The sequence below is a fragment of the Clostridium sp. UBA7503 genome (assembly GCF_002477055.1).
Lineage (GTDB): Bacteria > Bacillota > Clostridia > Clostridiales > Clostridiaceae > Clostridium_J > Clostridium_J sulfidigenes.
Map to the genome: position 1 here is coordinate 176268 of NZ_DLNT01000045.1, position 25049 is coordinate 201316.

At 31.5% G+C, this 25049-nt stretch carries 29 protein-coding genes and 2 pseudogenes; 5 read left to right on the forward strand and 26 right to left on the reverse strand.

Features of this window, described 5'->3' with window-relative positions; all coding sequences use genetic code 11:
* The first annotated feature begins 114 nt into the window (after positions 1 to 114).
* Positions 115 to 615, forward strand: a complete 501-nt coding sequence (locus B3630_RS12790; RefSeq protein WP_346898742.1) for a DUF4489 domain-containing protein — start codon at positions 115 to 117, stop codon at positions 613 to 615.
* A gap of 149 nt (positions 616 to 764) precedes the next feature.
* Here B3630_RS12790 and B3630_RS12795 read toward each other — a convergent pair whose 3' ends face one another.
* From B3630_RS12795 to B3630_RS12815, 5 genes are all read right to left on the reverse strand, one after another.
* On the reverse strand, positions 765 to 887 hold the full coding sequence (locus B3630_RS12795) for a hypothetical protein (RefSeq protein ID WP_346898744.1): 123 nt from the start codon (positions 885 to 887) through the stop codon (positions 765 to 767).
* A gap of 3 nt (positions 888 to 890) precedes the next feature.
* The gene (locus tag B3630_RS12800) at positions 891 to 1079 is read right to left on the reverse strand and encodes a cysteine-rich KTR domain-containing protein (protein ID WP_346871380.1); all 189 of its coding nucleotides are present in this window, start codon (positions 1077 to 1079) and stop codon (positions 891 to 893) included.
* 143 nt (positions 1080 to 1222) lie between these two features.
* Positions 1223 to 1573: a DUF1048 domain-containing protein gene (locus B3630_RS12805; protein WP_346898746.1), complete on the reverse strand. Its 351-nt coding sequence runs from the start codon at positions 1571 to 1573 to the stop codon at positions 1223 to 1225.
* 9 nt (positions 1574 to 1582) lie between these two features.
* Positions 1583 to 1930: a DUF1048 domain-containing protein gene (locus B3630_RS12810; RefSeq protein ID WP_346898748.1), complete on the reverse strand. Its 348-nt coding sequence runs from the start codon at positions 1928 to 1930 to the stop codon at positions 1583 to 1585.
* Positions 1930 to 2253, reverse strand: a complete 324-nt coding sequence (locus tag B3630_RS12815) for a PadR family transcriptional regulator (RefSeq protein WP_346871383.1) — start codon at positions 2251 to 2253, stop codon at positions 1930 to 1932. The genes B3630_RS12810 and B3630_RS12815 overlap by 1 nt, the downstream gene beginning before the upstream one ends.
* A gap of 435 nt (positions 2254 to 2688) precedes the next feature.
* Here B3630_RS12815 and B3630_RS12820 point away from each other — a divergent pair, with 435 nt between their 5' ends.
* Complete coding sequence (locus B3630_RS12820) at positions 2689 to 3231, forward strand: nitroreductase family protein (protein ID WP_346898750.1); 543 nt, start codon at positions 2689 to 2691, stop codon at positions 3229 to 3231.
* 75 nt (positions 3232 to 3306) lie between these two features.
* On the opposite strand, the gene B3630_RS12825 is transcribed toward B3630_RS12820, so the two are convergent.
* Entirely contained in the window at positions 3307 to 4521 is a 1215-nt protein-coding gene (locus B3630_RS12825) for an FAD-dependent oxidoreductase (RefSeq protein ID WP_346898752.1), read from the reverse strand.
* A gap of 541 nt (positions 4522 to 5062) precedes the next feature.
* Here B3630_RS12825 and B3630_RS12830 point away from each other — a divergent pair.
* Positions 5063 to 5554 (forward strand): annotated as a pseudogene (locus B3630_RS12830) (cupin domain-containing protein); the annotation flags it as partial.
* Between the two features lie 300 nt (positions 5555 to 5854).
* Complete coding sequence (locus tag B3630_RS12835; protein WP_346898754.1) at positions 5855 to 7732, forward strand: S8 family peptidase; 1878 nt, start codon at positions 5855 to 5857, stop codon at positions 7730 to 7732.
* Positions 7733 to 7884: 152 nt separating this feature from the next.
* Here the strand turns inward: B3630_RS12835 and B3630_RS12840 are convergent, their stop codons facing one another.
* From B3630_RS12840 to B3630_RS12850, 3 genes are all read right to left on the reverse strand, one after another.
* Positions 7885 to 8616, reverse strand: a complete 732-nt coding sequence (locus B3630_RS12840; protein ID WP_346898756.1) for a Fic family protein — start codon at positions 8614 to 8616, stop codon at positions 7885 to 7887.
* A gap of 287 nt (positions 8617 to 8903) precedes the next feature.
* A complete protein-coding gene (locus tag B3630_RS12845; RefSeq protein WP_346898758.1) occupies positions 8904 to 9176 on the reverse strand; it encodes a hypothetical protein in 273 nt (90 codons plus the stop codon).
* A gap of 216 nt (positions 9177 to 9392) precedes the next feature.
* The gene (locus B3630_RS12850) at positions 9393 to 10322 is read right to left on the reverse strand and encodes a DNA/RNA non-specific endonuclease (protein WP_346898760.1); all 930 of its coding nucleotides are present in this window, start codon (positions 10320 to 10322) and stop codon (positions 9393 to 9395) included.
* A 215-nt stretch (positions 10323 to 10537) separates the two neighbouring features.
* Here B3630_RS12850 and B3630_RS12855 point away from each other — a divergent pair, with 215 nt between their 5' ends.
* The gene (locus B3630_RS12855) at positions 10538 to 10984 is read left to right on the forward strand and encodes a hypothetical protein (RefSeq protein ID WP_346898762.1); all 447 of its coding nucleotides are present in this window, start codon (positions 10538 to 10540) and stop codon (positions 10982 to 10984) included.
* Between the two features lie 300 nt (positions 10985 to 11284).
* Here the strand turns inward: B3630_RS12855 and B3630_RS12860 are convergent, their stop codons facing one another.
* From B3630_RS12860 to B3630_RS12940, 17 genes and pseudogenes are all read right to left on the reverse strand, one after another.
* Entirely contained in the window at positions 11285 to 11821 is a 537-nt protein-coding gene (locus B3630_RS12860; protein ID WP_346898764.1) for a hypothetical protein, read from the reverse strand.
* A gap of 451 nt (positions 11822 to 12272) precedes the next feature.
* On the reverse strand, positions 12273 to 12470 hold the full coding sequence (locus B3630_RS12865) for a hypothetical protein (protein WP_346898766.1): 198 nt from the start codon (positions 12468 to 12470) through the stop codon (positions 12273 to 12275).
* Positions 12463 to 12978, reverse strand: a complete 516-nt coding sequence (locus tag B3630_RS12870; protein ID WP_346898768.1) for a DUF6933 domain-containing protein — start codon at positions 12976 to 12978, stop codon at positions 12463 to 12465. Before B3630_RS12870 ends, B3630_RS12865 begins: the two co-directional genes overlap by 8 nt.
* Before the next feature lie 11 nt (positions 12979 to 12989).
* Positions 12990 to 13373 (reverse strand): NUDIX domain-containing protein, encoded by a 384-nt coding sequence (locus B3630_RS12875; protein WP_346898770.1) that lies wholly within the window; start codon positions 13371 to 13373, stop codon positions 12990 to 12992.
* 149 nt (positions 13374 to 13522) lie between these two features.
* Positions 13523 to 14011 carry a hypothetical protein gene (locus B3630_RS12880; RefSeq protein WP_346898772.1) on the reverse strand — a complete coding sequence of 163 codons (489 nt, stop codon included), beginning with the start codon at positions 14009 to 14011 and terminating at the stop codon, positions 13523 to 13525.
* Between the two features lie 280 nt (positions 14012 to 14291).
* Positions 14292 to 15238: pseudogene (locus tag B3630_RS12885) on the reverse strand (terminase TerL endonuclease subunit).
* Positions 15239 to 15311: 73 nt separating this feature from the next.
* The gene (locus B3630_RS12890) at positions 15312 to 15524 is read right to left on the reverse strand and encodes a helix-turn-helix transcriptional regulator (RefSeq protein ID WP_346898774.1); all 213 of its coding nucleotides are present in this window, start codon (positions 15522 to 15524) and stop codon (positions 15312 to 15314) included.
* Positions 15525 to 15917, reverse strand: coding sequence for a hypothetical protein (locus B3630_RS12895; RefSeq protein WP_346898776.1), 393 nt, complete (start codon positions 15915 to 15917; stop codon positions 15525 to 15527).
* A gap of 124 nt (positions 15918 to 16041) precedes the next feature.
* Positions 16042 to 16323, reverse strand: a complete 282-nt coding sequence (locus B3630_RS12900) for a hypothetical protein (RefSeq protein WP_346898778.1) — start codon at positions 16321 to 16323, stop codon at positions 16042 to 16044.
* A gap of 78 nt (positions 16324 to 16401) precedes the next feature.
* Positions 16402 to 16683 carry a hypothetical protein gene (locus B3630_RS12905; RefSeq protein ID WP_346898780.1) on the reverse strand — a complete coding sequence of 94 codons (282 nt, stop codon included), beginning with the start codon at positions 16681 to 16683 and terminating at the stop codon, positions 16402 to 16404.
* 368 nt (positions 16684 to 17051) lie between these two features.
* Positions 17052 to 17297 carry a hypothetical protein gene (locus tag B3630_RS12910; protein WP_346898782.1) on the reverse strand — a complete coding sequence of 82 codons (246 nt, stop codon included), beginning with the start codon at positions 17295 to 17297 and terminating at the stop codon, positions 17052 to 17054.
* 133 nt (positions 17298 to 17430) lie between these two features.
* Positions 17431 to 17610, reverse strand: a complete 180-nt coding sequence (locus B3630_RS12915; RefSeq protein ID WP_346898932.1) for an HNH endonuclease signature motif containing protein — start codon at positions 17608 to 17610, stop codon at positions 17431 to 17433.
* Positions 17611 to 17621: 11 nt separating this feature from the next.
* Positions 17622 to 17897, reverse strand: coding sequence for a CPCC family cysteine-rich protein (locus B3630_RS12920; RefSeq protein WP_346898784.1), 276 nt, complete (start codon positions 17895 to 17897; stop codon positions 17622 to 17624).
* Between the two features lie 352 nt (positions 17898 to 18249).
* Positions 18250 to 18834: a sugar O-acetyltransferase gene (locus tag B3630_RS12925; protein ID WP_346898786.1), complete on the reverse strand. Its 585-nt coding sequence runs from the start codon at positions 18832 to 18834 to the stop codon at positions 18250 to 18252.
* A gap of 287 nt (positions 18835 to 19121) precedes the next feature.
* The gene (locus tag B3630_RS12930; RefSeq protein WP_346898788.1) at positions 19122 to 20129 is read right to left on the reverse strand and encodes a hypothetical protein; all 1008 of its coding nucleotides are present in this window, start codon (positions 20127 to 20129) and stop codon (positions 19122 to 19124) included.
* 316 nt (positions 20130 to 20445) lie between these two features.
* The gene (locus B3630_RS12935; protein WP_346898790.1) at positions 20446 to 23703 is read right to left on the reverse strand and encodes a type I restriction endonuclease subunit R; all 3258 of its coding nucleotides are present in this window, start codon (positions 23701 to 23703) and stop codon (positions 20446 to 20448) included.
* A gap of 41 nt (positions 23704 to 23744) precedes the next feature.
* Positions 23745 to 24965, reverse strand: a complete 1221-nt coding sequence (locus tag B3630_RS12940; RefSeq protein ID WP_346898792.1) for a restriction endonuclease subunit S — start codon at positions 24963 to 24965, stop codon at positions 23745 to 23747.
* Between the last annotated feature and the right edge of the window lie 84 nt (positions 24966 to 25049).

Below are 25049 nucleotides of genomic sequence, written 5' to 3' on the forward strand. Positions count from 1 at the left end.
TCCTGTATTATAAGAATTTTCTAATAAGCACTAAATCAGCCTACTTAAAAAAAATTCACATTAATTCTAAGTTGTATTATTAATATTTTTCAATATGTTAGGAGGAAATAATCTATGAATCCAATGTCAGAAGTTGATTTAAATTATGCTCAAAGTTGTAACTGTGACTCCCAATGTCCAGTTGATTTAAAATGCGGCGAACCTGGTCAAGTAGTACTACCTGGCTCACTAGTAGGAACTACTGCTACTGTTGCTACTATCACCATAGATACTTCTAAATTCTGTAATCCATGTACAAAGCTTGAATTTACAAGTAATCTAATTGGAATAGGTTTTTCCGGAACCTTAATATTTCAATTATTTAAATTCTGTGATAATCAACAGCCACTTCCAATAGGAGGACCATTTTCTTTTACAGTAGCGACGCCATCTCTTATTGCTAGGACGTTCACATTCTTTGTATGTGATTGCGATTCATGTTTAAATGAATGTTGCACCTATGCTGTAATAGTGACAGTTGGTGAAGGTACTGAAGGTGCTATTACAGGTAATATTGGCGTTTTCGCTGCAAGACTATCATCCGTTACTGTAGATAATCCAAAACAAGACTGTTAACTAAATGTAAATTAGAACTTAAATAAATTTCTTTAATCTATTAAATCTATTACATGAAGTTTCCTTTTTATATCTTATGTGTATAATTTATCTGATCACTTGCAGGCTAGATAATATACTTACGTACTGAATCTGACCTGCATTTTTAGTCATAATCTTAAATATCTCATCAAATACAATATAGTAACCTTACTCAAATCTGCATCTAATCCTTTTAATACAGCTTGAGTAGTTATCATAAAAAAAGAACCAACAACTGTGATTTCACTCACATGTTATCGGCTCTGCGTCTTAGCGTCTGGTTCTTTAATAACTGATATATTCAATTGTTTTACATTAATTATCGTTTCTTGTTTACACTTGGGACAAAATAGTGGGAAGTTTTCAAGCACCGTATCATCACGTATCTTCATCCTTGTTTTGTTGCTACAAACCGGGCATAATATCCACTTGTATTTACACACTCTACCATCCCCTTAGTTGATATTTTGGTTGACCACTATCATTTTAATGCCTGCAAACATTAAGTTGCTTTTCAATGTACCCCCCCTTTGCGGGAGTCACATACCTTTCACTTCAATTACTTTTTAATCCCGATATCTCTCTTTTACTTTGTTTTATCCGTAACCTTTTTCATAGCCTTGTTAACCTCTTGGTCAACAGATTCTTGATAGATGTCAGCGTAGGTTTTTGAACCTTTGATTAAATCGTCGCAGAAAGCCGCTACGTCACTGCCCGTCACTTCGATCACGCCTTTTTCAAAGGCCACGCCCTCTTCAAAAAGATCGATAATCCCCGAGAGTAAACCTATCCCGTCGGTTAACTCAACAGGTCCAACCTTAAAAAGATATCTTTGAATCTCTTTATAAACAATCTGAAAATCTTTCGGGAGCGCTTTAACACGCGCTATGTGCGCTCGCCACTCTTTTTTGCCTTCGATGATATCTTGTATTCTCATTTTATCCTCCTATTTACCTAATTTTTTAGCAATATTGTTGTTGAGTTCCTTGCGCCACTTGTCGCGAAAAGACTTTGCCCCTTCTTCGCCGACCAGAGCTGAGCAGAAGCCTTTGATATCGTCACCCAAAACATCTTGTACACTCTGACCGTCCACAGCCGTTTCTTCGAGCAGTCCAATCACACCGTCAAGAATTGGCATTAGGTTGCGACCAGTGAAATCCGAGTGCGGCCAAAGATTAGCCTTAATTTTTTCCCATGCCGCTTGATAATCAGCCGTGAGCTTTTTAGCTCGCGATTCAAAAACTCTCATTTCTTTAGTCATGTCGCTTCCGGTAATTTTTTCCCAAAAATTCATTATTTCTTCTCCTTTAACTCATTAATTTTTGATGATATGAATCCCCATTTTTCCCAGAATCTCCTCAACTCCTCACGCCCCGCATCGTTGAGGGTGAAAAACTTTCGTGGCGGTCCCTTATCGGATGTCTTTTTCGTAATTTCCACCAGCTTGTTTTTCTCAAGCCGCACCAAGATTGTATAAACTGTCCCATCCACAACATCCGAAAATCCGAGGACATTAAGCCTCTTGGTAATTTCGTAACCATATATTTCCTCATGGCTGATGATTTCAAGAACACAGCCTTCCAGTACACCCTTTAACATTTCCGTAATATTTTCCAAATAAATCACCTCTTCACTATCTAGTATTACCGATATTCTGTATTACTTACTACCACTATATAGTATCACGTAGTAGTTGTAGTGTCAATATGATATTTTATTTTTATGGTTATTTCTACCAGTAAGATTTAAAATAGTACTAAGATAAATTCCACCTTAAATTAATATCAGAGGCTAAAATTTCTACTCTAAATGCTGAGGACAATTCTGCCTAGCATTATTTATCCACATATCTATACTCCCACATATTATACCATTTTTTCAATAATCTAAATGCTATCTGTAGTTCTTTTATTATTTATAGGTTTACTTAAAGTATAAAAAGTACATATTCACACATACTAAAATACATAGGGACGGCTTCTTATATAAACTTGAGCTTTGAACTATAATTTTGAAATTTAAGAATTATTGTATTAAGGAAGGAGAATACTAATGGATTTTTATAAAGTAATTGAAAACAGAACAAGTAATAAGACCTACAAATCAACTCCTATACCAGCAGAAAAATTAGATAAAATTATTAATGCTGCTTTAATGGCACCTTCATGGAAAAATAAAACTTGTTATCGATTTATTTTTATCAATGATCAAAATTTAAGAGAGCAAATCTCCAATACAATTATAAACAAAACTGACAAAGCCTCAAATTCCATTAAACAAGCGCCAATCATTGCTGTTATAGTGGCAGACCCATCGGAAAGTGGTGATGTTGATAATAAATCATATTTTATGTTGGATTGCGGTATTGCTATGGAGCATCTCATATTGGCAGCAACAAATGAAGGTTATGGAACTTGCTGGATAGGTTCTTTCGAGGAAGAAGCAGTGCGTAAGATTTTAAATATTCCTGAAAAATTGAAAGTAGTTGCAATGACTCCAATTGGTGAAACTAATGAAGATGATGAACATTATCCTCCAAAAGATATCTCACAACATATTTATTACAACAGTTGGAATAATACAAACAGGCAATAATACAATCTTATCTTTCATAGAAATAGTTTGTGCAACCTCTATTACAAATTCTGCATCAATAGGGTTGCACAAATTTTAATGATCAAATCTATCTACTTTAAACAGATTCAGATCTTTATCTACTTCTCCAGAATATAATTTACTTAACATCATTCCACCTAGCATAGCAAATAATATTCCATTTGCCCCATAACCTAAACAATACCATAATTTAGAATTAGTAGGCTCTTCACCTATAAAACCCAAATTATCTTGGGTAGATGCAAATGCTCCACAATATTTATATTCTATATCTATATTTAAGTTTGGAAATAAACTTTTTAGCCTTTGTTCTAATATTTCATAACTTTTACTACATAACTTTTCATTATATATATCCGGTATAAAGTTTATATCCTCCCCTCCAATTATTAACCTTTTATCTCTAGTTGTTCTAAAGTAATTATAAGGAACTCTATTATCTCTAATAACTATGTCTTGATAAATTTCTTCAATGTTATTTATTGGCCTAGTTGCAATATTAAATGTAGTAGTCTTAGTTCCAAATGTCCTTTTAGTGAAAATTTCTGTATTATAACCTGTAGCTACAACAACAATTTTTCCTTTAACTTTATAACCGTATACAGTTTCTACGGTAACACTATCATTACTATATTTAGCATCTATAACCTCTGTGTTTTCATATGCTCTTAATCCCTCTTTACAACTGACCTCAATTAGATGATGAGTAAATTTATAGGGATCAAATACAGCTCCTCCACCTTTACCTAATACACCTGCCCTTACATCAAATAAAAAAGGATTATTATCTTCATCAATAAATTCCACGGGTAATCCAGCTTCTTTTCTAATATAATACTCTTCTTCCATCTCCTTTTTTTCTAATTTCTTAGCTGTATATAAAAAACTATCTACTCTTTTATAATCACACCTATTACCATATCTATCTATAAACTCTTGAATTTCATCTAATGCCTTTAGCCCTAACTTATATGATTTTATTATATTCTCCATACTTGTATATGCCTTTAGCTCCATAGCATTACTATCAAGCTCATATTCAAGTAATGATGTTGTTATACTAGTACTGCCGTGACCTATTCTTGATTTCTCTAAAATAACACAATTAATATTGTTTTTACTAAAATAGTATCCTAAAATTGCCCCAGTGACTCCTCCACCTATTATTATTACTTCTGTCTCTATATCCTCTGTTAAATACTCATACTGTTTTATCGTTTTATTTATTCTTGTAAATATACAATCTCCTTGTACATATTGTGTATTCATAATAACCACCTATCTCTTATATATAATTTAAATTAGCATTTTTTAATCTACTGCTTATGCTTTTGTAGATAATCTTCTAATTTTTTAATATCTCCATATTTTCAGAAACACGAATAATTCATATAACTCACTATAAAATAACGTATTTTATTAGACATACTACACTCCTTTCTTAACAATTCATACTTTGTAGCCTTATTATTTCCTAAAGTTTATGCTTATATCCAAGAAATACTAAACATATATGACAAATTTAGTTTTAAAATTTGCTAATCAAAGTTTACTCTCCCTAGGTAGTAAAATAGTTGTAGTAGTGAAAAGGTAACGATATTCTCGTACAAGAGATACATTAATGAGAAGTCAACTATGACAAGGAAAAAATACAATTAATAGAAAATATACAGAATCATAAATTCATGAACTTTCTAATTTTAGTACTATGACATAGCTGTATAGTATTCCTATGAATCAATCACATTTTCCAAACTTAGAGAATACTATAATGTTATAGTTCTATGAAAGGAAGAGAAATATGTATCCTAATGAATATATCCCTTATACTAATGAAATTGATCATGAATCAAGATTTAATTTTTTAAGATCTGAATATACTAATAGTTTTATTGAATTGAAGGATTATGGACCAGAACCCTTTGTAGTAAATATTGATAAGGCTACTAAGCAAAATGATACTTTTCGTACCGCTTTATGGACTGGAACTCATTTACAACTTACCTTGATGAGTATCCCTGTTGGAGGAGAAATAGGTTTAGAGAGTCACCCTAACCTTGATCAATTCATACGTATTGAAGAAGGTGAAGGGCTTGTTAAAATGGGTGACAGAAAAGATAACTTAGATTTTCAAAAAAATGTCTATGATGATTTTGTCTTCATCATACCAGCTGGTAAATGGCATAATCTAATCAATACAGGTAATACACCAATTAAATTATACTCTATTTATGCTCCTCCTCAGCATCCACGTGATACAGTTCATATAACTAAAGCTGATTCAGACGCTGCTGAAGAGTAAAGCAACGACTCCTATCAAAAGACACAAAAAAAGCTTAGGCTAACCAAAAATTTATCTTAAATGAGCTTTCTCAGTATGATGGCACAATGTGAAAACATGCTTATGTATCAGTAAACTGGCAAAGCTTTCTAAAGTTGACATACTTAGAGGTAATCATAAAACCATATATAAACCAAATGCGGTAACTCATTTTCATTGAGATATCGCATTTTAATTCTATATCTATTTAATTTGTAACTACTTTAAGTCCTATGGAATAATATAAATAGATAGATATTTGGGGGAGTTGTAATTTTATAAATGAATACTCTAAGTACATGCAGAGAAATTGCTCTGTGTAGAGATGCCTATATTAGTGAAGAATATGTAACTGTATTCATTAAATATACAGGAGACTTTAATAGCCTGATTAAAGAAATAGAATATATATGTGCCTTTAACGTATCTGAGGGTGCCTACATTGCTTCTGTGAGAACTGCTAATTATACTGACTTTATAGATAGATTTAATAATATATTTAACATAGATATTAGTTTCCCTTACACCTTGTCAGCTATAGAGCCAGTAGAAGCTGCTAATATAACCCAATTTCACGGAGAAACCTTTTTAAATCTTACAGGAAAAGGTACAATAGCCGCAATTATAGATACAGGTATAGATTATTTAAATCCTCAATTTCAAAACCCTGATGGAACTACAAGAATTATAGGTATATGGGATCAAACTATTGAAAGTAATAACAATGATGACCCTATAGCATTTTTTGGCACTGTTTATAGCCAAGAGGAAATTAATAGAGCTATTCAAGTATCAAATCAAGGTGGGAATCCTTATGATATAGTTCCTTCAAGAGATGAGTTAGGACATGGTACAAATGTAGCTGGTTTAGTTGGTGCAAGAGGATTAAATGATGTTATAGGCGGTGCTCCTGAATGTGAATTTTTAATTGTGAAACTTAAGGAATTTAAAACTAGTAACCTTAAATTAGTGGGAATTAACGATAGAAGAAGTACACCTATTTTTGAAGGTATTGATATTTATATTGCAATGAAGTTTGTAATAAATTACAATCCATCACCTTCAACAGAACCTATGAGTATTCTGATCTCTGCAGGAACAAATTGGGGTGGACATGAAGGTATTACATCTATAGAAGAAGATATTAACTTCTTTTCAACAAGAAAGGGACTTATCTTCGTAACTAACACTGGTAATCAAGGGGCTAGCTTAACACATGGTTATGGTAGATTTATAAAGAGTAATACACTTCAAACTTTAGAGATTATTGTAGGTGAAAATGAAAATAATTTAGTTCTTATGCTCTGGGTTCAAAGACCTGATGTAATATCCATTGAAATAATTTCTCCTAATGGTGAGATTGCAAAGCCTATACAATCTGGCCTTGTATCTAGTAAGTTTGAACAAGTTAATTTAATTCTTGAAAATAGTATAATTAACATTTCTTTTTTAAACCCTGAATTTGCTAGTGGAAATGAATCTATATATATAACTATTAAAAATCCCAAAGCTGGACTTTGGCAATTAAGACTTAAAGGAGATTATATAGTTAATGGAGTATATAATCTGTGGCTGCCTCAAAGGCCACTTATACAATTAACTACTAGAGTAATAAATCCTAACCCATACACCACACTTCAAGCACCAGCTAATGCCCAAAAATCTATAACCACCTCTTTCTACAATCAAAATAATAATACTATAGCTGTAGAATCAGGTCGAGGATTTACTGCAGATAATAGAATAAAACCTAACTTAACTACAGGTGGAGTTATGGCTTTAACTACAGGCCTAAATAATGAAAATGTATTACTTTCTGGTGGTTCTGTAGCTGGTGCCGTACTGTGTGGAGCCACACTGCTTCTGCTAGAATGGGGAATCATCCTTGGAAATGACCCAAACATATATGGTCCTACAGCTATTTCTTATTTCACAAGGGGTACTAGTAAAAGGTCTGGTGATATATATCCTAATCCACAATGGGGCTACGGCATGTTAAGTCTTCAAGGCTCCTTCGAAAACCTTAGGTCATCTCCACTAATTAGACATTATGACGCACTCAATACTCAAAACAAGAATAAACTACCATCTGATTTTTATATAAGAATGCCTAAAGAATTATATGTAAGAATAGATGATTCTATAGACATTATAGAGTAAGCGATGAAACAACTTGAACTTATAAATCTAAAAAGACCGCTAACTAAGAATATTAAATTACTCAGTTAGCGGTTAAACCTTAATATCTATTCAGTTACAACTTCTATCTCAGTCTACTCAATCAAACTTGCATTAGATCCTCTTTTAAATACTTACTCTCTTATTAATTTAATGTACGTATCAAGCTGGTTTTCTTCTAAATTTGCAATTAAATCTACAAACAAATCTAAGTTTCCATTTACTGCATATTCCTCAAGGGCATTATAGTAATTAAGACGATCTTCCTTTGCAATTGAAATAGGTAAAAATCCATGTATCATTAGCTGATAATTTATTATAAGACGTGATGTTCTTCCATTACCATCAATAAAAGGGTGAATTCTTACAAATTCTGCATGTGTCCATGCTGCTAGCTCAATTGGATTCATATCTTGTTTATATTGAAGATCTGTAAAGAAATTCTTAATTTGAAAATACATATCATTTCCTGCTGGAGGAACATGACCTGCTCCACTAATTCTGACCTCTTGATTTCTATAAATTCCACCTTGAATTATACCAGCAGTTAATATTTCATGAATATCTTTCACAATAGTTTCATCTAATAGCTTTATCTCCTTAATACACTTTTTCACATAGCCATATGCCTTTTTATGATTAACAACTTCATAAATTTCTCTAAGCTCCTTGCCACCAATTGAGATTCCATCTTCTAATAACACCTTTGTTTCCATAAGGGTTAAAGTATTGCCCTCAATTGCAGTAGAGTTATGTGTAAAAGTTAACTCAAAATCCTTATCATAAGAAGTTAATGTTACTTCATCAATCTTATTTTTTCCCGCCTCATATCTATTCTTTTTATCTAGGATTCTTTCATAATTCATATAGTACCTCCCGATATTCTGGTATATTGTTATTATTCTCTACTATTTATCATATATAGTTTATCATTTAATTATAATTATTTCCACGTATTAACCAAGACATACTATATTAAATTAATTTCCTACAGGAATAGCTGGCTCAACATTAGTAGGTTTATTAATTAAAATAACACCTTGAAAATAATCTGTTGTAACTCCTTTATTACTATAAAATACTTCTCNNAATTGCACTATCATAATAAGTAAACACTGTAGGTGTAAGCTCTTTTGAAAATGTACTTTTTCTATTATTTAAATCTATAATAACTAGCAAATTTATACTGAATGTCTGCGTTTTCATTAGCTCCATGAACCTCATTTGTAAATACAACCTTCTTATCTTTTATATCTTCATCTATAAAGTTTAGGTCAGAATAATCCTCACAATTCTGTAAATTTAATTCATTAGCATTCTTTTGCACATATTGTTTTTCACTGATAGGCCTTATATAAATAATAGTTCCCCCTAATAAACCCATTATAATAATTAGTAATACAATGACTTTTTTCACTTTGCTCATAATTTAATCCCCCCCAAAACATCTGTTGGTATAATTTCTTTTACACTTCTTTGATTTGCTATTTTAGTTGCGAAGGCCTCTTGATTATTACTTGACCAAGTAACACTTGGCTTTCAATAAATATATAGAAATTATACCATATATTTCATTGAGCTATGTATTTTGTGTAAAATAAAAGAGACTAGAATTTAATCTAATCTCTTAAGTTACTTTTAACTAATGACATCTATCGCATGGGTCATTCTTTCCACTTTCTTGTATTGTCCCCTCTAAAATAGTTTTACTTCTAGATAAAGTAGAACAACTCTTTGTAGTATGATAGCTATTTCCATTAGGTGTCCAATATACTTTTCCTGCACTGCTTGTACTACCTGAATTATTGATAGTAGTATTTGAGTTATTAGTTGAAGTATTGGTTTCTAAACTTGCATTATATTCATCAGGATTCACATTATCAAATTCATCATTAATTACATTGCCATTAATTGTATAAGTGTAGCTATAGTGACTTGGTATCTGTGTAGTTGTATCTGGATAAGTTATCATTGCAACAAACTCTGTACAACCTCCAGCATCTCGAATAACCTTTTCCATATAAGCCTGGTCACCATGCCTATTAAGGATACTATTCTGAGGAGTTATATTGTATGCATTGGAAACTCCTCCAAGTGAATCAGCTATAACATGTCCCTCATCCAAGTTCCTACTTTCAACTCCTGGCACTTTTGCTTCATCTTGATAATATCTTCCACTTGAAGTAACAGGCTCTGTTGAATCATCTTGCAAGATTATCTCCTTTGCTATTACCTTAACAAGTTGACCGTATTCATTGGTAAAAGCATAATATTCTCTATCTCCAAATCCTATGTCAACCACAACATTCGGTTCTCTGTGTCCAGATAGATTTCCACCATCAACTACTATCAGTTTATATCCTGAAAATATATCTTCTGTGATAACAGCTGAAGTTTCTTTTTTTGATTCTTCCTTTAAATTACTTGCAGTTTCCTTAGCTGCTTCAGTTGATTCTTGAATTTTATTACTTGCAGTATTTTGTTGATTGTTTGTATCTTTTGGCATCATGGTCATGCCAAAAATTAGAACAGCAAATAGTATTCCAATTAAGCCCGACAAAAATTTCTTCATTTCTTAAAAATTCCCCCTAATCATCTTCAGTTCTCTATTATTTTACCATCCAGGCATGGATAAAGCTACTTACATTAGTTTTTTATGTTAAGATTATTTCTATTTATCTACATGGTGATGGATTTCATTGCAATATAAAAAATACTAGCTGGTATTGGAAACCTGATGCACTTTTAGAAAAAGGATACATAGTTGTATATCCTCAATCATCACAAATGTATTTCCATAACAGCTTTGGCTGGCTTACTGATCCCACTCTATCAAGAAAAGAACTGATAGATTTCTATGAGCAATTATTATTAAACTATTCCATTGATGAAACTTGTGTATTATTTGGAGGTTTCTCTGGAGGTGCAACTACCTCTATTAATATGGCTTTTCATAATACTATTCCAATAAAAGGAGTTATTGCATTATGCCCTGGTGATTACTTAGATATGGTCGGACTTGAAGATACAAAGAAATTATCAGAAAGAAAAACAAAAATAGTTATTATTGAAGGAGATCAGGACACTGACCCAGTTGTTCAGCATCTCTTAAAGATATTTAATGAAGTTGGACTTGCTCATGAATACCATATTAATAAAGGAATTGGACACTGGTACCCAGAAGATTTAGATGAAAAAACTTTAAAGGCAGTGGAGTTTATAGTTAATAATTAATTTGGGGTGTGTCTATATTTTGTGGTGATTATATTAATTTATATAATGAGGTTAGAGCAAGCTTTAAGCAGGTGGTGATGACCATCTCCTGTATTAGGCTTTTTTGCCTAGTTATTCATAATCATTTCAATCTGATTTTCGGAAAGCTGTAAATACAAATTTCCCGGGATATATTCCCGAAACGTTTTCATCGCATCTAAAAAATGTGCTGCTACATTAATATTTCATCTTCCAAATTTGGAACCTTATATAAGTAATTTTTATCCTTACCTCTTTCACCTTTATAGGTATATATTGCCACTACCTCTGTATGTAAATATATGTATCCACCGGAATTTCTGACAAAGATGCCTGTCCCGTACGTCTAGCTCTACGCTGGCAAAAATCATTTTCAAAAGCCTCACTGTCCTGAATTAAATCTAGTAATACCAAATCTTCAACCATAGAATTATCTACAATTTTACGTATTGAGTATCCATTTAAAGTATTCCATTTTGGAGATTCCATAGGTACATATACATAGTTACCATAATGCTCAATTTCTAGTTTTTCATGATATCCTTCTAAATATTTTTCAGTAGGCAGTTCATCTATAGTAATCCTACAAAACCCTTTACCTTCTTTATGATTTAGTTCTATTTCCTCTTTAATAATCTGTTGCAAAGCATCTTCAGATAATGTTTTTTTAATATTTGTAGAATTGTGAAAACGCATATCCGTCATCTTACTATCACGAAATCTAATAATCTGCTCATTTTCGAAACATTCAGAAAAGCAGCCTATATAAGTAATCTCGTTATGCTTTATCTTTTCTTGAATTTTTAAATACCGGTTCATAATATTTTCTCCTTTTAATTTTCAAGTTATTTTTGCAGCACTCTTATATTGATATAATTATGGGAATGTTACAATAGATAGAGATATCGATAGATTAATATTTTTAGTATCATAATATGAACTTGAAATCATATGAATATTCGCATTTATTTCTTCATTATTTATAAGTTCATTCCAATATAATGATAATATTTATCTTTCCAATATTTTATTTCTAAAAAAGATAAATCTTCTCTAAAAGCAATCCACTGTTCTGATTACAGATGTATTTCTTTTAGAAAAATATCTGGTCTAAAGTTAATCTCATTCTTAGGATGTTTCAAATCAACATACATCCCACCCGGAGTCTTTGCATATCTTATTAATTTATTCTTTCGCTTTCCATCAATGTATATAAAGTGTAATGTGCCAAAGTAGCCACCTACAAAAAATTGAAAAGAAATCATATCAACTAAAAAAATAAATTTCCTCCACCAAATTCTTGTCCACAAGCTTTGCAGTGTCTAGTTGGACTAATATCTGAAATGCAACATCCCCCTAATACAAACTCTCCTCGCTCTGCTGCTGCAACGGCTTCATATGTTGGTTCACCATATAAAATTTTTACTGTATCATTTGAACCGCAAGCAGGGCATTTTTTCCTAGGCATTATATTCTCCTCTCATTTCTTGTTTTAATAATTTAATAGGATTTGCATATCCAAGAGTACCGCACATCAGAGAACTTCCTACCCATTTGTTAAGTTCTACAAGGTTTAACTCTTCACTAGGTAAATAATCTTCTATTTGCCAAGAAATGCTGATATGAAAATCATTTATTTGACTTAGTATACTTCTATCATGTGTTTTTGTGTAATGCACTTCACCGCAATCAGTAATGTATTTCTCTACTACCTCTAAAGAAAATCCCTCTGCAATAAAAGTTTCTCTTATAGCACTAAGAATAATTACATCAAACTTTTTAAAATGCTCTGCTTTTAACCCATATAATACAATACAGTATCTTGTTTTATTGTTCATTAATATAATGCCTTTTCTTCTATCAAACATAAACAGATTAGCGTGCCATTCAAAGAATACTTTAGCATTACCTTCTTCATATGTATTTAGTTTTATTTTCATAGCATCTGCTAATTTCTTCGTGCATTCAATATTCATATCTTTAACTCCTATAAATAGTGCTTTAATTTTCTTTCACTTGCTCTAACTTCTCTAATTTCTCCAAGCAAATAATCAATGTGTGGTTCACTGTAACGCTTGAAGAGCTGTCCATTCTTAGGTTCAAGGATTATTCCGATTTCTTCTCTTGTTTCCTTTAATGCAGTTTCAAGGCTATTGTCACCGGTAACGGCAGCTCCTCCTGTTGTTTGCCATAACCCACTCCACCATCCACCATTGTTTGTTCGGCGTGAAATAAGAAACTCATTTTTGCTATTTTTTATCCAAACTTGAATAACAAGATGGTATTCACCCTTACTCATAGGAGTACCACGCTCACGTAGCCGTCCAGTCTTATTACCATTCTCATCTAATATATCCCAAAGTTCTCGCATTCAAACACCTCCAATGAAAAATATAAATCATCTTACTTACATATTCCTATTAATTATAGTTATTGTACCAAATAAATAGATTTACTTCCATTTACTTCATACTCTCATCATCTAGCACTTCCATTCTTTATATTTATCAGCTAATTATTTTAGATATTATTAACTATTTCATAACACATTAATGGATCTGAACCATACCACGTTGCATTCTCGTCCTTATCGCCTGTTAAGTCCATCCAGGAAATAGCTAATCTAAATTTTTCAACATTTTGAGTATCAATAAATTTTGCTTCTAAACCATTATTCATATACCTAAAATTAAATCCATACATTTTCTCTGGATAGTCATGATATAAAATTTCATATCCTCCTAAGCTTAATAATAAATTGTCTTTATAAAAATCTAAAAGAACTAGATATTCTCCACCATTAATAGCTGTTTCAATGTTTTCACAATCTATAAAACACTTAATTATGTCACCTGCTTTAATAGTTGTTGTATCTATAAGTATTAGATATCTGGCATCCACATAATAATTAGATGCTTCAATAACTGTTAATGACTGTGGAATTGCTCTATAATCAATCTCAACTCCATTTTTTTGAATGATTAGATTACCTAGTGGTGTTGTTAACATAATATTACCTCATTTATTGTATTTTTCTTATTTCTTCTATTAACATAAGTACTTTACTTAAGCAATTAGCCTTATTAGAAACCCATTCTTTATTTCTACAACTTTCTAGCTCGGCTACTCTACCTGCTTTATCATCATCGAAATATATTTTAAAATCTCTTCATTGAATTAGCTCACGTGGATTTTTTTGAAATTCTAATTCAAAATTTTTTATAGTCTCTGTATCCAATTGGCTGAAATACTGTCAATGCAATAATCCCCCATAGTATCTTATGTTAAATTATACTATATTGTCTTTTAAAATCAAAATTCCTCTCTCATCATAAACACTATCACAACTACCTTGATTTCTGATTGCTCTATCAAGTGTCATTATTAAAGCTACAGCTCCATCAATCTTCTCTGTAGATTTCTCTTTATGAGGCTTAATATTTCCTGCTGGGTCTTGTTTAATGAATATATTATCCATCATCCATCTTAACACTGGATTGCCTCCATGTGATATTTTCTTCTCAAGGGTTAATTTCATTAATTCCTTAGAAGGAGGTGACATATCTTTATCCCCTTGTCCAAATGGAACTACTGTAAATCTCATTCCTTCTAGGTTCTGTACCATTTGCACTGCTCCCCAGCGGTCAAAAGCTATTTCTTTAATAGAATATTTAGTCTGAAGTTCTTCTATAAGTGTTTCTATAAATTCATAGTGGATCACATTTCCTTCCGTGGTTATTATAAATCCTTGTTTCTCCCACACATCATAAGGTACATGATCCCTTCTCACCCTAAGCTTTAAACTATCTTCTGGTATCCCAAAGTAAGGAAGTACTATATATCTTTCATCAGGTGTTCTTGGAGGAAAAACTAAAACAAAAGCAGTAATATCTGTAGTGCTTGAAAGATCAAGTCCTCCATAACATTCTCTGCCTCTTAAAGAATCTATATCTATATTAAAATCACACTTGTCCCATTTATACATCTGCATCCAACGAGTGGATTGTTTTACCCATTGATTTAATCTTAACTGTCTAAATATATTTTCTCAGTTGGATTTTCCTTTGCACTATTATACTGACGATATTCATTTTCCTTAACATTGCCAAATATATCTTTGATAATTTTATCTTGCCAAGGAAGTAAATCGAAAGGAACACCTCTCCACTGACCTTTTGTATGCTTTAAGCAATTAATGAAATTTACAGCTATCTGTGCTTTTACTTCATCATACATTATTTCACCTCCACTGCAATAAAGAACACCCTTAACAAAAGGTGTTCTTTAAATAAATTCTCTAATTTTTATGCTATTCATCCTCTCCTATGAATTCAAATACTTCTTCCACTGACTTTCCAAAAACTTTAGCAATATCCATACCTAGTTTTAAAGATGGGTTATATCGTCCATTCTCTAAATGTCCTATTGTTTCCCTCCTTACACCTACCAATTCTGCTAATTCTTCCTGTTTCATATTAAATTCTCTGCGCAATTCATGAATTTTAGTCTTTAATATTGGCATCTAAGCACCAACCTTCTCATAAGCAACAAAAAGTATAAGCTCAAGTAATTTAAAAGCACCTAGTAAAAATGGTAACACTATTTTTATATTAATCATCAATCCCACTTCAAAAAGAGCCATAAATATATAAATCGAAATTCCTAAGGATATTAGCTCATATACTTTTGCCTTAGTTCTATACTTATTATACTGTGCCATTTCGTCTTCTGGCTCTGTTTTTAAAAAAACTGTAATTAACTCCAAAAGCATAGGAATTGCTATTAAGATAAGTAATGCACCATCTCCATTTCGATCGTTTTGAAAAAACTGTATGCATCCAAAAATAATATAAATAATTCCTGAGCCTCCATTAGTTAGTATTGATTTTTTTCTTAATGTTAATGCTCTTTTCATATCACCGCTCCTTGTTTTACATGTTATATATTTTTAACTTATGTTATAAATATATAACATAAGTTTTTGTATGTCAATGTTATATTTGTAAATAATTTATTTAGATTTTATTTTTTACTAAAAATTATTTCATCTCACCCCTTAGCATCATTTCCATAGGATCTAAACAATCATTAGAACCTTTATCTGCAACAATTCTACTTCTTGAAGAAGGTGTAAGTCCAAACTCCTCAAGCTGCTTTGGGACTCTTCTCCACTCCTTTTTAGCTTCAGCATCAAGCCAAGTAGGACACTTTGGTGCTTTCTTTTTAGGCTTTGGTTCTAATTCATTAAGTGCTCTTTTTTCTGGATTACCCTCAAATTCCTTCACTGCAGTTGGTTTTGGTTTTCTTCCTCTTTGTGCCATAGGTTTCTCCTCCCATCTATAAAATTTATCATAAGAAAAGAGTATACCTTACTCAGTACACCCTTTTAAAAATACTTATTATTTAATACACCTATCTATAATGTCGGCTAGTTCAATATACTCATTACTCCAACCACTATCAATAGCTATCTCTTGTAAATCACCAGTAGGTGCAAACAAAAGTAAAATTTCCTTTTTACATGATAAATCATTAGTTTTAATTTTAGCTATATATACATCTAAATCACTAATTAATTGTTTTTCACTTTCACATGTTGAATAACTTAAATCCATCTCATAATTTACAATTATTTCTCTTACCTTCTCTAAAGCTTTTATAACTTCTTTTATTTCATTCACCTACTTTATATCTAATTTACTACATTATACTACTCTATCTATTAAATTTATAAATATTTTAAGTAAATCTTATTTGCCCATGTGCCTTTGTAATTATGATTGCTCCTTTTTTATTTCTTCAAGGTCAGCATTGACAGCTTTTTCATAATTCTTCCCCTTCTTTTCTTCCTCTTACCCTTATGTTTTTTCCACTATTTTCTTCAGTCATCACAACAAAATCTTCTCATTCTACCAGTGGATTTTTATTTTAATGGATTTGCAAAATAAGAACAAATTAACTTTTTCTTCAACATTAAAAGCAACAATACAGGAAACCCAGAAATGCTATTACGCTCACAAAATCCTCTAACTTAGGGATTTGATACCCCCTACCTAAACTCTTTAGCTACAACATATTCTCTGCAACTATTCTTTTCAATATATTTTACGTAGGTTGGGCTATGCTCATCTGCAGATGTATTAGCTAAAAACACATTAATATAATGTTCAGAAGGTTTCCACCCTTTCATTTCACAAAACTCTTTAATCTTCTTTGTAGTTAGTGGCTCATCTATTTCACCCTTCTTTACTCCCTCTACAATTTCTCTGCCTGGTCCTTTACCATATTTACTCACGTAACACACCTCCTATAAAAGTATCTTACATCTAACCTATTAATCCTACAATTCTAATGAAAGCTATTTATTATCTCTATTATAATAATATCAGAGTTCTATATTCTACTTCCATCAACTTTACTCTACTCTTTTAATATTTATACTCTTTATATCTATCCTCGGTCATAGTTTTAGTATCATGAAATCTCTTACAAAGTGGTTGCCAATTGCTCTCATCCCAAAACAATTCCTTGTCACCTCTATGCGGTTTTATATGATCAACAATAGTTGCTTTAGTAAGCTTACCTTTTTCCTTACATCTAACACACAGAGGATTAGCTTTTAAAAATCTCTAGCTATTCTCCATCTACTATCATAACCAGTTATTCTCATATCTCTATCTGGCGAATAAATTACAAGATATTTTCTAAAATTCTTTCTAGCTTCTGTAAGTGAATAATCGCTATTAGGTCCACTTTTAACTAGATTAGCATCTAAATCATCTTGACCATCATACTCCCAATTACATAGTACACAAATATCATAGTCTGCTCTCTCATCCAGTGTTTGATAGCCACAACAAGGACATAAAAATTTTGTATCATTTACAATTTCCATAATCACCCTCTAGTTTAGTACGTTTCAGGTCATACCATAAATATCCACAAAAACCATCGTCATCGTACAGATAATATATCATACTTAACACCCTGTAAATCCAATTTAGGTTTTGGATACTTGATGAATTAAGATACTCACCTGCTGAAAAAATAACAGCTTTTTTCTGCATAAATTATATCCCTAAAAAAACTTAAAGTTACAGACTAATTTTTAAACTTGTGTAAAAGAAAAAGACCTGCACTTGCAAGTCTATATTGTACTTTTGTGTATTCGAAATTGTTACAGCATGATTCAATTAACATTACTATTATTCAAGATAAACCTAATCTACAAATTGGAATTTGTCTTTCTAAATATTTTCCCTAGCCACTCTGCATGGATTACCGTATGCAACCTTATTAGATGGAATATCTTTTGTAACAACACTTCCTGCACCTATTACAACATTATCTCCAATTTTTACTCCTGGCATTATGATTGCTCCACCACCAATCCAAACATTATTGCCTATAGTGACAGGTGCTGTTTGCGTTTTACAAAATTGAAAAGTTCCATCTTCTTTAGGCTCACCAAAACGTTCTCTTGCATTTACAGGATGAAATGCCGTATATATCTGAACATTTGGTGCAATCAATGCATTGTCTCCAATAATAATTTTATTATCATCTAAAAAAGTACAATTCATATTAACTTCGCAATTATTTCCAAAATAAATATTATTTCCATAGTCAACAAAAAAAGGTGCAGTAATCCAAAGATTTTTTCCTTTACTACCAAGCAAATTATCAAGAATATTGTTTTTTGTATATGCATCCTCAGACATAGTATTATTGTATTGTCTAATCAAGTTTTTTGCTTTATGCCATTGTGTAATCAACTCCATATCTCCACAATCATAAAGCTGACCGGCTAACATCTTTTCTCTTTCTGTCATAATACTCACCTCTTCAAATTACTATTTATCGACTTGCGCTATAATTTCGACTCACTATAAAGAAAATTATGCCACAAATATTACCAATTTTATAATTCCTTGTAGTATAATTTATCATTTTTATCTATCCCCTAAAGTTATAAATGGACTTAGTGGATTCGCACCCTTGTAAGGCATTATTGGTTTATCCTTATAAGGCATTCTATTAAATTTATAAATGAATCTAAATACCTGCTCATCATAAAGGAATCTTACATGAATAGAAACCTTGGGTATACGTCAACCTATCAATCTCTGTAAATAAACACATCCTCATCTCCTAGATAATTGTCTACTACTCTCCATTTAACAGTTTCAGCTTTTATCCAAGTAACATCATTATATTCATATAGTTCACGATAATCATCTTTGAAATCATCGCAATCAAACCATATAAACCGCCCATCGTGGATTACCATATATGCACCATATATAATCCCATCATAATCTTCATTACATGGATTTAATGTCATACATTCTACTCCCTCAAATACCATTTCAATAACTGATGGGTTTTTCCATTGACGTTGAAAAATAGCATATATATTTCTTTCTGAATTGAGGGGATACATGCTTAAATCTTTATTAACATACTCACCAGATAAATACCTCAATTCCTTGAGGCATCCATCATGAAACCCTCCAAAGTCATACATTAGTTTATCAATATCTTCTTGATTTCTAATCTCAGTCCACGTATTTCCCTTCAGTTTTTTATCCGACACACTATGAATATAACTTTCATTTTCTTCAGCATTATTAAATTTCGTTACATTAAAATCATCATGAGTACATTTTTTGATAATATATTTTGTCTTTTCAATTCTATCCGGTTTATAGTTTCCATCAAAAACAAACAAGTTTTCAATTCCCAATATATCGCGGATAAGATCAGATAGATCATCTCCATTTACTTCAAGAGAATTACAGAGAGAACCGATATAAGTTCCTTCCCCGTCTTCACCAATAATAACTAAATCCCATGTTCCTATATCGGTTGTAAACACATCTACAGAATTACTCTCAAAATATATGCCAATAGCATTTAAGATTATGTAAGCATTTTCTTCTGTAATGCTAATTTTTTTTCTACTGCTCAATTCATATTTTCCAGGTTCTCGACCATAATTATATCTAGAAAGTACTACTAGCCCATTTGCTGATATAGTTAAATGTTGTTCCACTTCATCTTTTTGAGAAGGTTTAGGACCATAACAAATATTGTTAGATATAATTCTTATTTTTTGTATACGCATATAATATCTTCTCCTCTCTTATCAACAATTATCATTTTTTTCAATGCTCCACTTTTTTCTGGTACAGTACTAATAAGTATGTCTAGCCATTTCATATGCTGCAAAAATATTAGTGCTATAAAAATCATTTAGTTAAGTATTTAGAGGAAGCTTCATTGGAGCTTGCCAATGATATCTCCATCTAAAATTCTAATGTAATTCAGAATAATCTGCCTTCTGATAATGTAATAAAACTGCCTATCAACTAAATTATTTCTATTTGATAGGCAGTTCTGTAGTTCTAATAATTTAATATCCTTACTTCTATATCTTACATTTAGCTATTATCTATTCCGTAATCTCCTTTACTTTCAGCAACTCTATCACAAATTATCTCATCCATATCAACATTTCCACACATAAGCTCTGCCTGTCTCATAACTACTTCTAAGGCATGCTTTGCTTGTTCTGGTGGATAATCATATTTCTTTAACAATCTCTTTATTATTCTTCTCATACCTGCTTGGGCACTTTTCCTTACACTCCAATCTATAGTAATATTATTTTTTATAGACATTGTTAGCTCATGGGCTATTTTCTTTAGTGTTTCATCATCCATAAATTCTTTAATTATATCATCAGCAGTTAAAGCATCGTAGAAAGCTATTTCATCATCATTAAGCCCTAAATCTTTTTCTTTATCTTTCATTGCTTTTATTTCTTGAGCCATTTTAATAAGCTCTTCTATTACCTCTGCATTAGTTATCGCTTGATTTCTATATTTATTAAGAGCTTTCTTTAGTTTTTCTGAGAACTTTTCAGACTTAACTAAATTTCTTTTCTCCATGGATTTTAAATTTCCTTCAAGAAGTTTTTTAAGCATTTCAACAGCTAAATTTTTATATTTAATAGCTTTTACTTCTTCTAAGAACTCTTCTGAAAGAATTGAAACTTCTGGTCTTTTAATACCAAGTGTATCAAAAACATCAATGACTTCTTCTGATATAATGGATCTTTCAAGCATCTGATTAACTCTTACTTCAATTTCCTTTTTTGATTTTTTCATAACATTTTTTGAGTCAAGTTTTGCTAAACTTGCTTTAACAGCCTTAAAGTAAGCTACTTCTAAAGCTAAAGCTTTACCTACCTCTGTTGCTGCACATAAAGAATGAGCTTTAGCTAGTTCAATTGCAAACTGTTTAAATTCCTTTTGCTGCTTTTCTTCCATACCTAGAACTAAATTCATACCACTAGTTATAGCTCTAATTCTAGTAGCTTGAGAACTACCCATATATGCTGAGTAATCTAGTCCATGAACCATATCACGAAGAATTTCAAGTTTTTCAATCATTACAGATATTGCAGCTGATGTATCTATACCTGTATTTTGCTTATCATTATCTGTATATTGCTTCAGTGCTTTTTTTAAGCTCTCAAGAATTCCAAGATAATCAACTACAACACCACCTGATTTATCTTTGAAAACTCTGTTTACTCTCGCTATTGCTTGCATTAAATTATGTCCTTGCATTGGCTTGTCTATATACATAGTATGCATTGAAGGAACATCGAAACCAGTAAGCCACATATCTCTAACAATAACTATTTTTAGCTCATCGTTATTGTCCTTCATTCTTTTAGCTAATGTATCACGTCTTTGCTTTCCACCTATATGCTTTTGAAGTCTTTCACTATCAGCTGCACTTCCAGTCATTACAACCTTTATTTTACCTTTATTAACATCATCACTATGCCAATCTGGTCTAAGCTTTATGACTTCATCATATAGATTTACTGCTATTCTTCTACTCATACATACAATCATAGCTTTACCATCAATAGTTTTAGCTTTTTCTTCATAATGATTAACTATATCTTCTGCAAGCTTTTTAACTCTATTTGGTGAACCTACAACAGCTTCTAATCTTGACCACTTTGACTTATATTTCTCTCTGTCATTATCCTCTTGACCTTCTGTAATTTCTTCAAATTCTTCATCTATTTTTTGAAGTTCTTCATCGTCTGTTTCTAGTTTAATAATTCTATTTTCATAGTATATTTTAACAGTAGCTTCATCTTCAACAGCTCTTGTCATATCATAAGTATCAATACATTCACCAAATACAGATGTAGTAGATCTATCCTCTAAATCTATTGGTGTACCTGTAAATCCAATAAACGAAGCATTAGGAAGGGCATCTCTTAGATATTTTGCATAACCATACTTAACTTCACCAGTTTTAGTGTCAGTTTTTGCTTCTAAACCATACTGACTTCTATGCGCTTCATCTGCAATGATGATAACATTTCTTCTATCCGTAAGTGCTGGCATTTCGCCATCTTCTGGCTTAAACTTTTGAATAGTAGTAAAGATGATCCCACCTGATTCTCTTTCATTTAAGAGATCAAATAATCCATTTACTTCTTTAGAATTATCCTTAGCCTGTGCTTTTTTTTGCTCTTCTGTTAGTTTTCTCACATTGGCTTGCTTTGGAGTCTGTCTTAAAATATCTGCTGATTTAGAAAAGGTTCCAAACAATTGATCATCTAAATCATTTCTGTCAGTTAATATGACAAGAGTAGGATTATTAAGTTCTTTTACAAGGCTTGCTGCATAGAATACCATAGAAAAGCTCTTACCTGACCCCTGGGTATGCCAAATAACTCCTATCTTCTTATCACCTTGTTCACTAGTTGCAATTTTAGTTTTTTCAACTGCTTTTTTAACAGCAAAGTATTGATGATAACCAGCTAATATTTTAATTATAGTTTTCTTATCTCCTATTTTATCATCATCAACATCATATTCAGCCTTAGTTGATTCTTGGAATAATAGGAAGTTTTCTACTATATCTAAAATTCTTTCTTTCTGCAGCATTCCCCTAAGTACTACTTCGTATTGAGGTATATCTAAGCTAGCAACATCTATACCATCAACACTTCTCCAGTTCATGAATCTTTCTTCATTTGAAGTTATAGTTCCAACCTTAGCATTTATTCCATCTGATAAAATACAGAAGGCATTATAGTTGAATAATGATGGAATGTCTTGTTTATATGTTTGAATTTGATTATATGCACTATCTATTCCTACATTTTCATCAGTAGCTGATTTTAACTCAATAACTACTAAAGGAATACCATTAACAAATATTATTAAATCAGGTCTTCTTTCTTCATTTTCAATTATAGTAAACTGATTTGCTACTAAAAAATCATTGTTTTTAGGATTTTTTAAATCTATGATATAAGCCTTTTCAGTTTTAGGCTGACCATCCTTTCTAAAGGATACATCTATACCTTCAACTAAAAGCTTGTGAAAATCCTTATTATTCTCCTCTAATATTGGACTATTAAAGGTAATTATCTTTCTATAAGCTTCTTCTAACGCTTCTTCTGGAAGATGTCTATTAAGATTAAACAAAGCATCCTTAACTCTTTGCTCTAATATAACATCTCTATAATTCTTTCTTTCTGGATATTCCCCATCATGACCAATATCTGGTCCAAATACATAGTTATACTCCATCTCCTGAAGTATCTCTATAGCTGCCTCTTCTAATAGGTCTTCTGTAAAATTTTCGAATAAACTCAAACCGCATCCCCCTTTAACACATATTATTAATTATCATTTAACTACACGGGTACTCTTATTTCACCAGACATAAGTTTTGGTAACAAAGTATCTCTTGTATCCTTTAAAATTTTGCCTTCTTGAATATTTAGTTTTATTTTTTCATGTATTGATTTTATAACATTACAGAAATCTTCTATTAAGTTTGTTTCTGATACTAATACTTTAAAATTCAAAGTATTTTTAGGTTGTACCCTCTGCCTACTACCAGTAGAACCTGTAACATTAGCTAGTAAAAATTCTGTGAATCTATCACAATTAATTACTTCATAACAAAATGGCTTTATATTTGTATCATAAGGTTTAAATACTATAAACTCTGTTGAACAAATTGCATTTTCACTATTACACAACGGCCCCCATATTCTCTTTGTTGAAGGATTAAGTTTTGAAATCAAGATACAATCATTATTAATTTTATATTTATTGCTACTTATATTTTTCCCCATCTCTATTACTGGTAATTTACCTTCATCACATGCTGGCAGACTAAAATGCTCGTATATCTTTTCTGGATTCTCAAATGGTTTCTCGCTCTTAGTTATAATTTCACATAATTCACCTAAATTTTTTATTTTCCATCCCTTAGGAATCATTCCCAACTCACTTTCAACCATTTCTCCACCACTTGATTTATAAGGCTCTCCATCTTCATCTGGAAACTCAAAGTCCACAAACCATTGTTTAAAAATAGCTTGAGCCATTTCTTCTATATTCTTATTAATTTGATTGTTAGTTTCTATTTTATCTTCTATGCTTCTGATAAAATTATTTATTTTAATCATTTCACCATATTCAGGCACTTGTTTACACAAATCTATTAACATACTCCTACTAACATTAGGAAACGTTGATCCTGTCGCCATTTTTAGTAGTTCTGGTAGCTTAATTTCTATAAAACACTTTATGAATCGGTCTGTGTTATCATGCTTAGGCGAAATTGAAGCTATACCTCTACCAATCGCATAATCTCTATCAGCCCAATTCATTCTACCAGTTGTTGAACCGCGAACACAAAATAATAAGTCACCTTTTCTAGCCCATTTTTTTACATCAACAGTGAACTGTGTAGGGTATGGATGATGTTCTCCAAATTCAGTAGGTCCATTTAGCAAAGGTACGCCTTCACCATTATTATTGCATAATTCACCCTTTGGTGACTGTCCCATAGTGATATCTGCAATATCATTTAAAGTTGATTCTTTCCATTCACTAAAACTCATAGCCAATTCCTCCTAGATTCTTTCTTATCTCCTCCTCTAGGCGTCTTGATTTTGTTAATATATATTTACTCATCCCTACTCATC